This is a genomic window from Flavobacterium sp. DG2-3 (assembly GCF_030730925.1).
GTDB lineage: Bacteria > Bacteroidota > Bacteroidia > Flavobacteriales > Flavobacteriaceae > Flavobacterium.
In genome coordinates this window covers 1-16,097 of record NZ_JAVAMB010000018.1, presented here as the reverse complement: position 1 = coordinate 16,097, position 16,097 = coordinate 1, and the positions used below count along the sequence as shown (strand labels likewise).

The following is a 16,097-nucleotide window of genomic DNA, read 5'->3' as shown; positions in this document are numbered from 1 at the left end:
TTTGGAGGCTCAGAACGTATCAAGTTTCAAATCTAACGTCTGCAGAGCAACGTGAAACTTGAAACCTGAAACAAAAAAAACAAAAAACAAAAACAAAAACAAAATAGAATTGAAAAAACTAATCTTACCCGTCTTATTCCTGCTCGGATTATCGGCTTACAAGGCTTCTGAAGGTCCTGATTATACCGATATTCAGGAACTGAGGAAAGTGTACTCTAGCGGAGACACTTCAAAATGGCCCACTGCAGAATTGCATGAAAATGTCGACAAATCTAAATTTCAAGATATTGGCGTGCTTCCTGCGGTTCCCTATCCTGCTTATAATCCGTATTCGAAGGAAAAAGAAAGTCTGGGAAAAGTATTGTTTTTTGATCCGCGTTTGTCACGAAGCGGGCAAATTGCCTGTGCTTCTTGTCACAATCCAGAGTTGGGCTGGACGGACAATCTAACGCGTTCATTTGGACACGACCGTCAAACGGGAAAACGTAATTCGATGACAATTCTAAACTCAGCCTATGCCACTTCTTTATTTTGGGACGGTCGCGCTTCGAGTCTAGAAGATCAAGCGCAGTTTCCTGTTCAAGATCCGTTGGAAATGAATGAAAAACTAACGATTGCCGTTGATAAGATTGCTAAAATTAAAGGTTACAATTCATTGTTTACAGCGGCTTTTGGAGATAAAAAAGTGACTTTAGAAAGAATTCAATATGCGATTGCCACTTTCGAAAGATCTATTAACAGTCCGAAAAGTAAATTTGATCAGTTTGTAAGCGGAAAATCTGAAGCTTATACCGATCAGCAAGTAAAAGGAATGCATTTGTTTCGAACCAAAGCGCAATGCATTAACTGTCATAATACCCCGTATTTCAGCGATAATCAGTTTCATAATGATGGCCAGACTTTATTCGGAACCAAAAATGAAGATTTCGGACGCTATAATGTGACCAAAGATGTTAAAGATATTGGCAAATTCAGAACACCAACACTTCGCGAAGTCGTAAATACAAAACCTTGGATGCATCACGGCCACTTCCCTACTTTATTGGATGTTGTCGAATTGTACAATTTAGGAAATCCGTCTCCTGTTCAAAAGAAATATTTAGGTACAGCAAGAGATTCTTTGATTCCTAAATCAGATCCAATGTTGAGAAAACTAGATTTGAGTAAAGAAGAAATGGGCGATTTACTAGCCTTTATTGAAACTTTAAGTACTCCAACACGAAGAATTATGGTTCCAGAAATGCCAAAATAAGTTAGTTGATGATTTGCAAATTGCCCCAAAAATCTGCAAATCGCTAAAGTCCGTTTCTTAATTGAAACGGACTTTTTTTGTTTAGCTATTAATTAAATTTTGATTGATAATTCTAATTGACCTCCCAAACCAATTTCAACAATTTTCTGAAGTGTTGAAAATCGTACTTCTTTTACATTATTTTCTATTTTTGAAATATATGATTTTGTGGTTCCGGTTTTCTCAGCAAGCTGCTCCTGTGTCATACCCTTTTGTAATCTCGCCTCAAGTAAGAGCGCTCCAATTTTAAAGCTTTCATAACCTTTCTCTAGAGTATCACGTTTTTTAGAACCAATTTTTCCGTAATGCTTATCTTTAAATTGATCTAAACTTGTGATATTACTTTCTGCATTATTTTTCATTTTCATATTCTTCTCTAATTTTAAGTGCCTTCAGAATTTCTTTCTTTGGTGTCTTTTGAGTTTTCTTTTGAAAACCATTTGCCAACACTATTAATTTACCCTCTTCAAAAAAGCAAAATATTCGAAATATATCACTTCCATACTGAACCCTTATTTCATATAATCCATCAGTACTTTCAATATGCTTAAGATAAGTTTCCGGAATTTTATCTAGCTCTTCTATAAGCTGTAGAGTCCAGATTATCTTTGCCTTAACTTTCTCACCTTGTTTTAAAAAGAATTCTTCAAAATAGTTTTTAAAAAATATAATTTCTCTTCGTTTCTTCATACAAATATAATTAAGTTTCACTAAAGTGAAACTTTTTTAATTTTAAATCCTGATCATTTTCAATGCAAAAATACAAAAAGAAAGAAAATACGTATAAATAAAATATTTCAAAATTATTAGCACTTAGACAACAGTTAGTTTTTTCATGGAATAAAAAAAATGATTGCAAAAGAATCTCGATATAATCTAAATCAATAAAAAATTAGTTTATTTGCATAGAACAAAATAGCTATTAAACATCCCTAAATCAATATTTTAAACTAAAAATTTATGGCAACCTTTAAAACCTGGAAAGAAAAACCAACCGAACTTGAAGCCCAAAAAGCAGTTGAAGATTTTTTTGCTTATTTAAAAAAAGGAGAATTAGACAATGCTAAAAACAGCGTTGATCATTTATATGACGATTGGGAAGAGTCTATTCATGTAATCTGGCGTGATCATTATCTTATTCACGAAATTGCTGAAGATGAATCCTTTGAAGGAAGAGAATGGTTGAAGAACTTAGAATGGCTTGGAAACCTTGATATTCTGGATGATTTTATGTGGGGAGACGAAAACGAAAACGATAAAAGATATTTTGATGTCAGCGTAACTTATATGGGCGAACCTTCTGGATTTGTTGCGCAATTTCAGCTAGAAAAAAATAACGATTATTATGTCGTAAAAAGAGGATTAATCGATATGGCTTAAACCCTTCTTTTTAAAACATTTAAGAATCCGTTTCATTTATCTGAAACGGATTTTTTATTGCTAAATACATTTTAAAATAGTAATTTACTATAATTTCATTGAAGCATAAAATAGCGAAGCTTTCATAATATAAACTGGCATTTTTAAATTTGTTTATCACTCTAGAGAAGTTATTTCTTTTATAAAAAACACCATTATGAAAATAGATCAGATTCAAATCAGCACAAAAGATATTCACAGAACAAAATCATTTTATCAGGAAGTTTTAGAACTATTTATTTTAGAAAATGATAAAAACTCCGTCACCATTCAGGCTGGAGAATCTATTCTAAAATTTGTTGAAGATCCGCAGTTTAATTCTATTTATCACTTTGCCTTTAATATTCCTGAAAACCAGCTTGAAGAAGCTATTGAATGGTGCCAGAACAAAGTGGATTTGATTTTAATTGAAGATAAAAAAGTTATTACCCATTTTGAAAACTGGAATGCACACGCCGTTTATTTTTACGACAACAACGGAAATTTATTAGAATTCATTGCCAGACATGATCTTAATAACGAACAAGTTGGTGAATTTAATTCGGCATCCATTTTAAATATTAGCGAAATCGGAATTGTAAACGAAAATCCGCTTGAACTCGGAAAACAATTAATTGAAGAACACGGACTGCATTTCTTTTCTAAAAATGATAACAGTGAATTTTTCTCTGCTATTGGAGATGATAATGGTTTACTGATTTTAGTTAGACCAAACCGAAACTGGTATCCTACACAAACTCCTGCAGAAAGCAATCCTGTGAAAATATCTTTGGAAAACAATGAAAATTTAGTCGAATTGCATTTTTAAGGTCTACTTTAGAATGTGAATATGTTTTTTAAGAGCTATAAATCAAACATATAAAAATATAATTTTGTATTTTCATCTTCCAAAACCATCAGAAAATGATTTCAAATAATATCAAAGCGTTTGTACTGCTATTATTTAGTTTTTATACTGTTCAGGCACAAACCCATTTGGAATATGAAGCATTAATCGCAGAAGCCTCGTTACTGCATCTTCAAAAAGACTATAAAAAAGCGATTCCGAAACTGGAAAAAGCATTTTCAATTGAGCAACCCGATGCGTTAAATGCCTATAAAGCGGCTGGAATGTATTCTTTAGATGGAAATAAAACACAATCTTTTAAATATCTAAACATTTCTTTGGATAAAGGCTGGACTGAAGCAGAGCAATTAATAATAGATCCGTATTTTGATTTCATTCGAAAAAATTATCGGGAAGAATGGAATGCAATAACGCAAAAAGCACGTTTAAAAGAACAGGAATTCGAAAAGACGCTGTTACTTCCCGAACTTCGAAAACAGGTTAATGCAATGGGAATTGAAGATCAGAAAATCAGATATTTAAAAATTCAGACTTCAGATCCTGCTGAGCTGAATGCTTTACAGCAAAAGATTAACGAACTGGATTATAAAAACCTTTCTGCTGCTAAAGAAATCCTGAAAAATAAGGGCTGGCCCAAAATATCTCAAATAGGAAAAGATGGCGCTCATAATTTCTGGCTTCTTGTTCAGCATGCCGATCAGGATATTCTTTTTCAAAAAGCGGCTTTACGCGAAATGGAAAAATTAAAAGCAACAAAAGAACTCGATCTGGAAAATTATGCTTTTCTGTACGATAGAGTGCAATGCAACTTAAATTATAAACAGCTTTACGGAACGCAAGTAAACTGGACACAAAACGGAGAAGCTTCAGGCTTTAGAGGCATCATTAAAGAAAATGAAGCCGATAAAAGAAGAGTAGCTTTCGGACTTCTTCCCTTAAGAATCTATGCTTTAAATTATGGCTTTAAATATATACTTGCGACAGCTGCAGAAGCTTCAAAAAAGGATAAAAAAGATCAGGAAGATACTTTTAATCTTATTGCTGAAGCCAAAAAATATTACCAAACAAAAGAATTTCAGAAAGTATATGACAACTACAACAATGCCTCGATGATTTTAGGGGGAATGACAAGTGCTCAAAACTTTGAAGCGGCAGCACTTTTTGCTAAAATTTACAATCTGACAAACGAAGAACAATACCGAAGCATTTCTTTAGATTTTTTGAGCCTAAATTATCTTCGCGGTGATTTAAACAAGAAAGTACTTTTATCGAACAAAGAGTTTGAAACTTTCCATTCTGAAAATAGATGGAAAGATATAATCTCCATGATTTAATTTATAGAAAATCTATTTTTTATCTGCACGATCTGCCAAATCTGTGAGAGTATTTACCGCTCGCAGATTGAGCAGATGAGGCAGATTTATTCTTTATTAAAACTTCATCCTCTGAATCCGAACTGCATTCAAAATCGCTAATAAAGCTACTCCAACATCTGCAAAAACCGCTTCCCACATTGTAGCGAGTCCTCCCGCACCAAGGATTAAAACGAAAGCTTTTACGGCAAAAGCCAAAACAATATTCTGCCAGACAATTTTTTTAGTTTGTTTCCCGATATTAATTGCCATTGCAATTTTACTTGGCTTATCGTCCTGAATCACAACATCGGCGGTTTCTATTGCTGCGTCGCTTCCTAAACCTCCCATTGCAATTCCTACTGTACTTAAAGCAATTACAGGCGCATCATTTACTCCGTCGCCCACAAAGGCAATTGTTTCGTTTTTGGCTTTAATTTCGTTGACTTTGTTGACTTTATCTTCTGGAAGCAAATCGCCAAAAGCTTTTGTAATTCCGAGTTTATCAGCCACAAACTGAACCACATTGTTCTTATCGCCGCTCAACATGGTTAGTTTTACGCCTAACGATTTGAGTTTAGAAACCGTTTCTTTGGCATCCTCCTTAATTTCATCAGCAATTGTTAAATAGCCAGCGAATTTTCCATCGTAAGCAATCGCAATTGTGGTGTAAACTATTGTAGAAGGATCAATATCGTATGAAATCAAATATTTATCTAGAAGTTTGAAATTCCCGACATACAATTCTTTTCCGTTATAAACAGCTTTTAAACCATGTCCAGATATTTCCTCAATATTTTTCAATTCAATAGAAGAATCAATTACTCCAACATGATTGTGAATGGCTGTGGCAACAGGATGCGTGCTTCTGCTTTCTAAAGCATTAACAAGTTTCAGGATCTCTTCTTTATTAAATTCAGGTTTTATAATGACTTCCTGAACTTTAAAAACACCTTCTGTCATGGTTCCCGTTTTGTCTACCACAACATTTTGGATTGTCGAAATACTATCCAGAAAATTACTGCCTTTAAACAGGATTCCGTTTTTACTTGCAGCGCCAATTCCGCCGAAATAACCAAGCGGAATACTGATAACCAATGCACAAGGACATGAAATAACTAAGAAAACCAAAGCTCGATATAACCAATCGCTAAAAACATAATTATCAACAAAAAGCATCGGAATCAAACAGATCGCAATTGCTAAATACACTACAATTGGCGTATAAATTTTAGCAAACTTTCTAATAAACAATTCAGCAGGCGCTTTTTTGGTTGTGGCATTCTGTACCAATTCCAGAATTTTAGACAATTTACTGTCATTGTAAGCTGTTGTTACTTTTACTTCGGCAATCGTGTTTCCGTTTATCATTCCTGCCAGAACTGTTTCGCCTTTCTTTTTAGTATCGGGTTTGCTTTCTCCCGTTAAAGCCGCTGTGTTAAACGAAGCAGAATCTGACAGCAATTCACCATCCAAACCCAGTTTTTCTCCAGCTTTAAGCTGAATAATCGCTCCAATCCTCACCTCTTTGGCTTTGACTTTTATTGCAACATTATTTTCTAAAACATGAACCTCATCTGGACGCTGATCCAATAAGCTTTTAATACTTGATTTTGCTTTGTTAACTGCCATCCCTTGAAAGGTTTCTCCAATAGTATAAAACAGCATAACCGCAACACCTTCAGGATATTCGCCAATGGCAAAAGCACCAATTGTGGCGATGCACATTAGAAAAAACTCTGAGAAAACATCTCCTTTTACAATACTTTCATAAGCTTCTCTCAAAACCGGAAGTCCAACCGGAAGATACGCAACAGCATACCAAACGATTCGAACATAACCTGAAAACCATTCTTGCGGGAAATAATTGTCAAACCCAATTCCTATAAGCAGTAAAACGAAAGATATGATGGATGGCAGAAACAGTTTAAAGAAACTTCCTTCGACATTATGCTCATGATCGTGCCCCTCGTGATCGTGACCGTCATTATGGGAATGAACAGGCTCGTCATGCGAACAGCAGCAGGAAGGCTTGGCTTTATTTTTAGTGCTTTTTACTTCTTTATCTTGATGTATCATTTTATAATTTCAGGTTTCAAGTTTCAGGTTTTAGTTTCTCTGAAACTTTGTTTAAAATAATGTCCTAAATTTAAGCATTTTGTGTTGTTTTTTTGTCACGAAGTCGCAAAGACTCTAAGTTTTTTTTCTCCCTCAAAGTTTTTTTGCTACGAAGGCGCGAAGGCACAAAGTTTTTTAAGTTGCGCTGTAAATTGCTCGCAAAGTCGCTAAGACGCAAAGTTTTTGTTCGTTTTTGTCATCCTGACGAAGGAAGGATCTCCGCAAGTAGCTCCGCAAACAAAATCGCCAATCTTTGTAGAGTTTCTTACTTGTCCTTCGACTTCGCTCAGGAAGACAAAAAATGATAAAAAACTTTGCTTCTTAGCGACTTCGTGGCAAAAAAACTTTGCGACTTTGCGAGATTAAAAAATAAAAAAAACTTCGAGTCTTTCCGTCTTTGCGAGATTAAACCAAATGCAACAAAAAAACTTAGAGTCTTAGCGCCTTCGTGGCTAAAAAAACTTTGCGACTTCACTTCTTTGCCAGCATAATACTCAGCATCTTAGTAGCTCAGCATCTTAGCACCTTTAAAAAACTAGTGCGTATGCTCTCCTCCGCCCTTCATCGCTGAAAGCAAATAAAATGCGCCTTTCGTAACAATTTTAGCGTCAGCAGGAACATCATTTACGAACTTAATTTCTGTAAAACCCAAATCGGTTGTTCCTGGAATCACTTCTACGGCTTTAAAATGAATTTCCTCTTCGTGAACTTCTTCTTTTTCCCCTTCCTTGTGTTCGTGTTTTTCTTCTGCGTGATCTTCTTCCTGAATAAAAACGAAATATTTATCGGCGTTTCTCACTACAGCATCTTTTGGCAAAGCAGGAACTGTTGCATTCGTAATATTAATATTGGCCGAAACGTACATTCCTGGAATCAAACCTTTTGCATCAGCAGGATCGATTTTGGCATGAACAGCAACGGTTTTACTTTCGTTAGAAAAAGATTTATTGATTCCGAAAATCTTTCCTTTAATTGATTTATTCGACTGATTTGTCAATACAAAGTCAATTACCTGACCGATCGAAATCGAACCTAAATCTTTCTCATACACATTCAAATCCAAATGCATCTGACTGTTATCAACAACTTCAAAAAGCGAAACTCCTGTATTGGCAAAAGCACCTTTCGCAATATTAATTTTACCCACATAACCATTTATTGGCGAAACAATTGGTACAACCGATGTAGTTCCTTTAGTAGAAACATGCAAAGCATCCAATTTGTTTTTTGCTGCCTGCGCGCGGGCTCTTTCGGCTGCTAATTTTGCTTTTACTTCCTGAAACACTTTTCTCGGATTCACATTTTCATCACTCAACGTTTTTTGGCGATTGTATTCTAACTGTAAATATTCAACATTAGCAACAGCTGACTGGTAATCTTCCTGCATTTCAATTACTTCCAGATTTTGAATGGTTGCCAAAACTTTTCCTTTATTTACAAAAGTGCCTTCCAAAACATAAATATCTTTTACAGTTCCGCCAATTAAAGTCGAAACCTCAGCCGAATTTTGTGGCGGAACGGTCGTATAGCCATTTGCTTTGATGATTTTATTCAGATTTCGATCTTCCACAATTCCTGTTTCAATACCGACTGTTTTGTACTGAGAAACGGTTAAAGCAACTTCTGTTGTTGATTTTTCTTCTTCGTGTGTTTCTTCGGTTTTCTTTTCGTTGCAACTTACTGCCGAAATAACCGCAAAGCACGCAAAGACAAAACGCAAAGCACGCAGGGAAATTAAACTTTGCGCTCTTTGCGTAACCTTAGCGCTCTTTGCGGTTAAATAACTAGATGTATTTTTCATTTTTAGAAATTTTTGATGGTTGGAAATTGAAGCTCGATAGCGCTTTGATTGTAGCTGTGCGTAGCTTCTGCAAATTGCTTTTTAATGTCAATCGCTTGATTTAAAAAACTGATATACGACCAATAACTCATATCGCCATTAGCATAACTTTTCTGAGCCGTTTCAATAATCTGATCGGCATAATGCAAACCTTCATTTTGGAAATAAGCCAAGTTTTGCTGCTGTTTTTTGAAGTTATTCTGTAATTCTTCTCTTTGGAGATTCAGCATCAGTTTGTTTTTATCTAAAGCCATTTGCGACTGCGAAATACCGATTTCAGCTGCTTTTGCTTTGGTGGTATTAACGCCTCCAAACAACGGAATCTGCAATCCTGCCGTAAAACCCTGAAACAGAGACTCGGTATTGATGGTCTGCGCAAAATACCCCAAACCGACTTTTGGCGTACGCAAAGCTTTAAAGGTTCCAGCTTCTTTTTGATAAACTGAAATCTGCTGCTGATACAAATCGGTCATTACCCTTTCCGCTTTTGTATTTTCCTGATTTTCTAGAAAAGTATACTGCAAAGCGGTCTTAGAATCTGGAACAATATTTTCATCAGTCTGAATGAAAAATTGCAATTGTTTCTGATAAATTGCCAAATCGTATTCTAATTGCGCTTTCTGTGTTTCAATCTCTTTTACTTTGGCTTTGGCACTAATTACTTCTATGTTGCCGCTTTCTCCGGTTTTAAAACGTAATTCGGCATTCTTTAAAAATTTGGTATAAATGGCATTGAGTTCTGAATTAAGTTTCTGAATCGAAACGCCGTATAAATATTGATAATAGGCCAAAGTCACGGCTTTTTCAATTTCATAAGCCGACAATGCTTTTCGTTTTTCGGCTAGTTTTGCCAGTTCTTCCTGCAATTGTCTGTTAGCTTTTGTAATATTCCCTAACGGAAAAAACTGCTGCACCGAAACATTATGATCAAAATCAACGCTATTGAATTGTCCGCCCTGATACTGTACTTGTAACGGATCGGGCTGAAAAGCAGCTTTTTTGAGTACGGTTTGTTTTTCGATTTCTTTATCAGCAATTTTTAAGTCGATGTTGTTGGATTTGGCAAGTTCTATTGCTTTTTCAAGGCTGATTGGCTGTTGTGCAAATGTTGCTGTTCCTGCTAATAGAAACGTGCTTAACCGCAAAGTTCGCAAGGTTTTTATCGCTAAGTTCGCAAAGGTTTTATATTGTGTTGTCATTTTATTTATTTTTTGTCTCCCGCAGATTTTGCAGATTAAGCAAATTTTTTTCTTTTCAAATTAATCTGCCAGATCTGCTAAATCTGCGAGAGAAATTATTATGCGCACAGTAATAAATTATCTAATTATCAAATTTTCTCATTAACTAATTCTACCACGATTAAACCTCTCCAATAGTAAATACAAAATCGGCAATACGATTAACGTCAATAAAGTTGCTGAAATTAATCCCCCGATAACTACCGTTGCTAGTGGTTTCTGTACTTCTGCTCCGCCGCTGGTGGACAATGCCATTGGTAGAAATCCTAAAGAAGCTACGGCTGCGGTCATTAAAACTGGACGCAAACGTGTTTTAGTTCCGATTAAGATTCTCTGGAACGGATCTGAAATGCCTTCTGATTTTAATTGATTGAAATACGAAATCAATACAATTCCGTTGAGGACTGCGATTCCGAATAAAGCGATAAAACCAATTCCGGCAGAAATACTAAACGGCATTCCTCTCAGCGAAAGCGCAAAAACACCTCCGATTGCCGATAACGGAATTGCAGTAAAAATCAGTAAAGCCTGTTTTACGCTTTTGAAAGTAAAATACAGCAAGATCAAAATCAATCCTAAAGCGATTGGCAAGGCTACAGAAAGTCTTTTTGAAGCTTCTATCAGATTTTCAAATTGTCCGCCATACGTTACATAATAGCCCGCAGGAAGTTTGAAACTTGTATCGAGTTTAGTCTGAATCTCCTCTACAACACTTTGAATATCTCTTCCGCGGACATTTAAACCAACGGTAATTCTACGTTTTCCGTCTTCGCGAATGACCTGCACAGGACCTTGTTCGTATTCAACAGAAGCAACCTGAGACAACGGAACCTGCTGACCACTCGGAAGCGGAATGAATAAATTGCTGACATCGGTAATATCTCCTCGATTGTTTTCGTCCATTCTGACTACGACATCAAACCTTTTGCTTTCGTCATAAATCTTTCCAGCCACTTCTCCCGCAAAAGAAGAACGGATGATCTGGTTGATATCTGAAATATTCAATCCGTAAAGGGCAATTTTATCGTAATCGTATTTAATTGTAATCTGCGGTAACCCCGTTACTTTATCGGCTTTCAAATCTCCAATTCCTTCGATTCCTTTTATTTTCGAAATTAACTCTGCCGCTTTCGCATCTAGAATTTCCAGATCATCACCAAAAATCTTAATCGCGATATCAGATCGGCTTCCCGTCATTAATTCGTTAAAACGCATCTGAATAGGCTGAGAAATCTCAATATTAGAACCTGGAATTACTTCCATTTCTTCTTTCATAGCATTGGCCAGCGCTTCCCAATTACGGTATTTGCCCTTCCATTCTTTTTTGTCTTTTAAAACAATAATCAAATCGCCGCTTTCAATTGGCATCGGATCGGTTGGAATCTCACCGCTTCCAATTTTAGAAACAATTGTTTTGATCTCTGGAAATTTATCTTTCAAAATCTTTTCCAGTTTTGTGGTTGTTTCTACCATTTGCGTAAGCGAACTTCCTGTCATAATAGTCACATTTATAGCCAAATCTCCTTCTTCGATTGTCGGAATAAATTCGCCTCCCATGTTTTGGAAAGCAATAAATGCCAAAGCAAATAATCCAACGGCAATAGAAAGCACTACTTTTTTAAACTCTAGCGCTTTTTTCAATAAAGGAGTATAACGGCTTTCGAGCCAAGCAATCATGCGATCGCTGAAGTTTTCTTTATGTTCTGTTTTTTTCGAAAGAAACAAAGCACTCATCATTGGAATATAAGTGAGCGAAAGAATAAAAGCGCCAATAATCGCAAAACCGACTGTCATTGCCATTGGTTTGAACATTTTGCCTTCAGTTCCTATTAGTGCTAAAATAGGAAGATATACGATCAGAATAATAATTTCGCCAAAAGCGGCACTGTTCCTGATTTTAGAAGCCGAATTATAAACCTCAGCGTCCATTTCTTCCTGAGTCAATTCTTTTTTGTTTTTGAATTGCTGTAGATGATGCATCGTAGCTTCGACAATAATGACGGCTCCGTCGACTATAATTCCGAAATCTATGGCGCCCAAACTCATCAGGTTTCCGCTTACGCCAAAAGCATTCATTAAAATCACGGCAAACAGCATGGCTAACGGAATTACAGAAGCGACGATTAGTCCCGCACGAAGGTTTCCTAAAAATAAAATCAGAACAAAAATCACAATTAATGCTCCTTCTAATAAATTCTTAGCAACGGTTTTAATAGAATTATCGACCAATTTCCCTCTGTCGATAAAAGCTTCGGCAACCACTCCTTCTGGAAGACTTTTGTTAATTTGTTCCATTTTTTCGTGCACGCGATCTACAACTGCACTGGAGTTTTCGCCTTTCAGCATCAAAACCATTCCCGAAACAATTTCGCCTTTTCCGTCTTTTGTTGATGCACCGTAGCGCAATGCCACGCCTTCGCGAACTTGTGCCACATTTCGAACCAAAACGGGCGAACCATTTCGGTTTTTTACAACTACATTTTCAAGGTCTTTAACGCCTTTTGCCATTCCGACACCGCGAATAAAGTAGGTATATTGATCTTTTTCAATATAAGCGCCTCCTGTATTTTGATTGTTTTTTTCTAAAGCATCAAAAATTTCGGTAATCGTAACGCCAAGACTATTGAGCATATTTGGATTGACGGCGATTTCAAACTGTTTTAGTTTTCCGCCCCAAGTGCTTACTTCGGCAACACCTTTTATGCCCTGCAATTGCGGAATGATAATCCAATCTTGAATGGTTCGCAGTTCTACTGCGCTGTATTTGTTTTCGTAGCCTTTTTTGGCATACACATCATATTGGTATATTTCTCCCAATCCTGTAGAAATTGGTGCCAATTCAGGAGAATTTACATAATCTGGAATGTTTTCTTCGGCTTGCTTTAAGCGCTGGAAAATCTGCTCGCGAGCCCAGTAAATATCAACATCTTCTTCAAAAACGACAGTAACAACCGAAAGTCCAAATCGGGAAATACTGCGGAGTTCTATAACATCAGGAACTGTCTTTACAGCTCTTTCTAAGGGATACGTAATCAATTGCTCGACTTCCTGACTCGCCAGTGTTGGCGCAGTGGTAATTATCTGCACCTGATTGTTGGTTACATCTGGCAGTGCATCGAGCGGTAATTTTTTAAGCGAATAACTTCCCCATGCAATAAGCACGAGGGTAAATAATAGTATAACGAATTTGTTCTTTATACTAAACTGAATGATTTTATCTAACATTTGGATCTATAATGACGTGAGAAATGAGACAATTAAATTGTCTGTAAACGTGTGGAAAGTCCACAACTCTCTCGCCCGTATTCCTAACCAGGAACGGGCACAATCATTATGCTATTTGAGGGGGCTGCCAGATACTTCCGTAGAAATTGGAAATAAAAACAGAATTGTAATTTGGTAAAGGAATAGAAATTTGAGTATAGGCTTTTGGAAACTCAAAACTTATTGCAGTCTGATAACTTAAGACTTGCACGCCACAGCAATTGCAGGCGCAAAACGGAGAACATAAATCGTTGTCTTTATCGTGTGAATGATTGTCTTCTGAAGCAAACTGAGCCGTTTTATGCATAGCGCTATTCACTTCCAAATCTGCGCAAGGCATATTAGAAAGTGCCATCAGGTAAATTGATAATATAATTGCTATCCATTTCACAGCTGTAAAAATACTACTTTATTCTTTTGACATCACAATTATTATTGAAATGAATAAAAAAAGAAAAAAGTTTTCTATTTATCCAAACCAACTGATTTGCTTTTTATTACAATTTCACTTTCTTCAAAAAAAATATAAATGTTAAAAAAAAAGAATTAACTTTAACACTATAAACATGATAAATTTATTCCAAATTCTTTTTCAATTTTAAAATTTCCTATACACCTGTAAAATCAAAATAAGCCCGAATTTCCTCAGAATACATTAGTACAGATTTTATTTACGCAGTTTTATTAATTAATTTTATAACAGTATAATAATGAAATGTAATCCACTAATATCAGCCTTATTATTTTTATGCAGCTTGCAAATTTCCGCACAGGTTTACACCGATAAAATTGTGGGCAAAAAAAATGAAGAATTAAAAGACAGTTTAAAAATTGCCAACTATCCCTACGCTTTACCGATCTGGGGAGAAAAAGTGGCTCAAAAAGGATATAAACTCCCCTATTCTGCGGGACTCTCAATAAATTATTTTTGGCAGGATTCTGAAATTGTAATCAACGATTTGCAAGTTGGTTTTAACAATGGACCACTTTATAATCTGGATGAAATTGTTCGTTTCGATAAATCCTCTGTAGAAGCCGGTGCATTAACGATTCGCCCTGATATTTGGCTGCTTCCATTTTTAAACATCTACGGAATTTTTGGAAAAGCGAATACCGCTACAAAAATTAATGCTGGAATCTATATTCCTGATGCAGACAATAACTGGTCGCAGATTGCACATTTTAGCACAAAAGCCAATTTTAATGCTACCACATTTGGTTTCGGAATGACTCCAACGGTCGGTATTGGCGGTGGCTGGCTGGCTTTGGATATGAATATGGCATGGACAGATATTAGTTCACTCGATAAACCTGCTTTTTCTTATGTTTTTGGTCCGCGTTTAGGAAAGACATTTAAATTACATGATCCTGAAAAAAATATTGCTGTTTGGGTTGGAGCATTCAGAGTGCACATTAATGGTGATACAAACGGAAATATTCCGCTTTCTGAAATTTTTGACTTGACAAATGCCCAGACAAAAGTGGATGATGGTTTAGAAAAAGTTTCTGAAAATCAGCAGAAAGTTGATACTTGGTGGGATGGACTTACGCCGACAGAACAAAAAAATCCAGCAAATGTTGTCAAACATAATACTGCCAATAGAGCTTTAGAAAGCGCTGGAAATTTCCTAGCTACTTTAGATGGCGCTTTAAGTACTGCAGGTAATTCTTCTGTGCAATATTCTCTTCAGAAAAGGCCGAAAGATATGTGGAATTTCATCATCGGATCTCAATTCCAATACAACAAACACATTATGTTTAGGGTTGAAGCTGGTTTCTTAGGAAGCCGTACGCAAGCTTTAGGAGGCATTCAGTATCGTTTTGGACTATAATCGAATGATATGAAAAAAGCTCTATTTGTACTTTTCATGCTGTTTTCGATAAATCAGCTGCAGTCTCAAGTATTGATTTCCTTAATATTTGGAGACAAACTCAATTCGGAGTTTTTGGAATTTGGTCTTGAGGGCGGCGTTAACTTTTCTACCATTTCTAACATGGGTTCTTCTGCGGCCAATCCGGGGTTTAATCTTGGGTTTTATTTTGATATTCGATCAAGAAAAAATCCAGCTTGGATGATTAATACAGGAGTAATTGTAAAATCACCTATGGGAGCGAAAGGTATTCCTGTTTATTCTTTGAATGATGAAAATCTGGACAATACTTTTGCGGGCGGAAGGGTAAATCGTGAAATTCGGTATTTTAATGTTCCGATATTGATTAAATACCAATTTAAAAACAATATTTATCTTAAAGCGGGGCCTCAGTTTGGTTTGCTTGCGAAAGCTTTTGACGAGTTTAAGAACGAAATAAACGATAACGATGTTATTTACAAAAAGAAAATCCGAGACCAGATTCATGTAATTGATGCCGGAATTGCAGTAGGAACTGGTTATCATCTAAACGTTGGAAACGGCTTAAATCTTACCGTTCAGTATTATTATGGGCTTGTAACGGTAATGAAAGGAGATGGTCCAAATAACCAATATAACCGATCACTGTATGTTACTGCGGGAATTCCGATTGGCAAAGGAAAAGCTGCACAGAAAAGAGCCGAAGAAAAGGCGGAATTTAATAAAGTGATTTTGCCTGAAGATGAGAAATAAACTTTAGCTTATTGGAACACGGATAAAACGGATTTGCTTTGCAAAAACGCGGATAAAAACGGATTTTTTAAATCTTAAAAATTAAAACCGCTCATTAGAAGTCCATATATAAAAGAATCCGAAGG

General features: G+C 36.0%; 13 protein-coding genes. 6 read left to right on the top strand and 7 right to left on the bottom strand.

Annotated features, from left to right (window positions below):
• The first annotated feature begins 109 nt into the window (after nucleotides 1-109).
• Entirely contained in the window at nucleotides 110-1,252 is a 1,143-nt protein-coding gene (locus tag Q9Q97_RS19230; protein ID WP_306160071.1) for a cytochrome-c peroxidase, read from the top strand.
• A 92-nt stretch (nucleotides 1,253-1,344) separates the two neighbouring features.
• On the opposite strand, the gene Q9Q97_RS19225 is transcribed toward Q9Q97_RS19230, so the two are convergent.
• Nucleotides 1,345-1,653, bottom strand: coding sequence for a helix-turn-helix domain-containing protein (locus Q9Q97_RS19225; RefSeq protein WP_371878225.1), 309 nt, complete (start codon nucleotides 1,651-1,653; stop codon nucleotides 1,345-1,347).
• Nucleotides 1,643-1,981: a type II toxin-antitoxin system RelE/ParE family toxin gene (locus tag Q9Q97_RS19220; protein WP_306160068.1), complete on the bottom strand. Its 339-nt coding sequence runs from the start codon at nucleotides 1,979-1,981 to the stop codon at nucleotides 1,643-1,645. Before Q9Q97_RS19220 ends, Q9Q97_RS19225 begins: the two co-directional genes overlap by 11 nt.
• A 270-nt stretch (nucleotides 1,982-2,251) precedes the next feature.
• Here Q9Q97_RS19220 and Q9Q97_RS19215 point away from each other — a divergent pair, with 270 nt between their 5' ends.
• The 3 genes from Q9Q97_RS19215 (at nucleotide 2,252) to Q9Q97_RS19205 (ending at nucleotide 4,891) form a co-directional block, all read left to right on the top strand.
• The gene (locus Q9Q97_RS19215; RefSeq protein WP_306160066.1) at nucleotides 2,252-2,671 is read left to right on the top strand and encodes a hypothetical protein; all 420 of its coding nucleotides are present in this window, start codon (nucleotides 2,252-2,254) and stop codon (nucleotides 2,669-2,671) included.
• Nucleotides 2,672-2,867: 196 nt separating this feature from the next.
• The gene (locus tag Q9Q97_RS19210) at nucleotides 2,868-3,518 is read left to right on the top strand and encodes a VOC family protein (RefSeq protein ID WP_306160064.1); all 651 of its coding nucleotides are present in this window, start codon (nucleotides 2,868-2,870) and stop codon (nucleotides 3,516-3,518) included.
• A 95-nt stretch (nucleotides 3,519-3,613) separates the two neighbouring features.
• The gene (locus Q9Q97_RS19205; RefSeq protein WP_306160062.1) at nucleotides 3,614-4,891 is read left to right on the top strand and encodes a DUF6624 domain-containing protein; all 1,278 of its coding nucleotides are present in this window, start codon (nucleotides 3,614-3,616) and stop codon (nucleotides 4,889-4,891) included.
• A gap of 96 nt (nucleotides 4,892-4,987) precedes the next feature.
• Here Q9Q97_RS19205 and Q9Q97_RS19200 read toward each other — a convergent pair whose 3' ends face one another.
• From Q9Q97_RS19200 to Q9Q97_RS19180, 5 genes are all read right to left on the bottom strand, one after another.
• Entirely contained in the window at nucleotides 4,988-6,988 is a 2,001-nt protein-coding gene (locus Q9Q97_RS19200) for a heavy metal translocating P-type ATPase (protein WP_306160061.1), read from the bottom strand.
• 574 nt (nucleotides 6,989-7,562) lie between these two features.
• Nucleotides 7,563-8,828, bottom strand: a complete 1,266-nt coding sequence (locus Q9Q97_RS19195) for an efflux RND transporter periplasmic adaptor subunit (protein ID WP_306160059.1) — start codon at nucleotides 8,826-8,828, stop codon at nucleotides 7,563-7,565.
• 2 nt (nucleotides 8,829-8,830) lie between these two features.
• Complete coding sequence (locus tag Q9Q97_RS19190) at nucleotides 8,831-10,066, bottom strand: TolC family protein (RefSeq protein ID WP_306160057.1); 1,236 nt, start codon at nucleotides 10,064-10,066, stop codon at nucleotides 8,831-8,833.
• 141 nt (nucleotides 10,067-10,207) lie between these two features.
• Nucleotides 10,208-13,330, bottom strand: coding sequence for an efflux RND transporter permease subunit (locus Q9Q97_RS19185; protein WP_306160056.1), 3,123 nt, complete (start codon nucleotides 13,328-13,330; stop codon nucleotides 10,208-10,210).
• A gap of 106 nt (nucleotides 13,331-13,436) precedes the next feature.
• Nucleotides 13,437-13,760 carry a DUF6660 family protein gene (locus Q9Q97_RS19180; protein WP_306160054.1) on the bottom strand — a complete coding sequence of 108 codons (324 nt, stop codon included), beginning with the start codon at nucleotides 13,758-13,760 and terminating at the stop codon, nucleotides 13,437-13,439.
• Nucleotides 13,761-14,079: 319 nt separating this feature from the next.
• Between Q9Q97_RS19180 and Q9Q97_RS19175 the strand changes: the two genes are divergently transcribed.
• On the top strand, nucleotides 14,080-15,201 hold the full coding sequence (locus Q9Q97_RS19175) for a hypothetical protein (RefSeq protein WP_306160052.1): 1,122 nt from the start codon (nucleotides 14,080-14,082) through the stop codon (nucleotides 15,199-15,201).
• A 9-nt stretch (nucleotides 15,202-15,210) separates the two neighbouring features.
• Nucleotides 15,211-15,972 carry a porin family protein gene (locus Q9Q97_RS19170; protein ID WP_306160050.1) on the top strand — a complete coding sequence of 254 codons (762 nt, stop codon included), beginning with the start codon at nucleotides 15,211-15,213 and terminating at the stop codon, nucleotides 15,970-15,972.
• The last annotated feature ends 125 nt before the right edge of the window (nucleotides 15,973-16,097 follow it).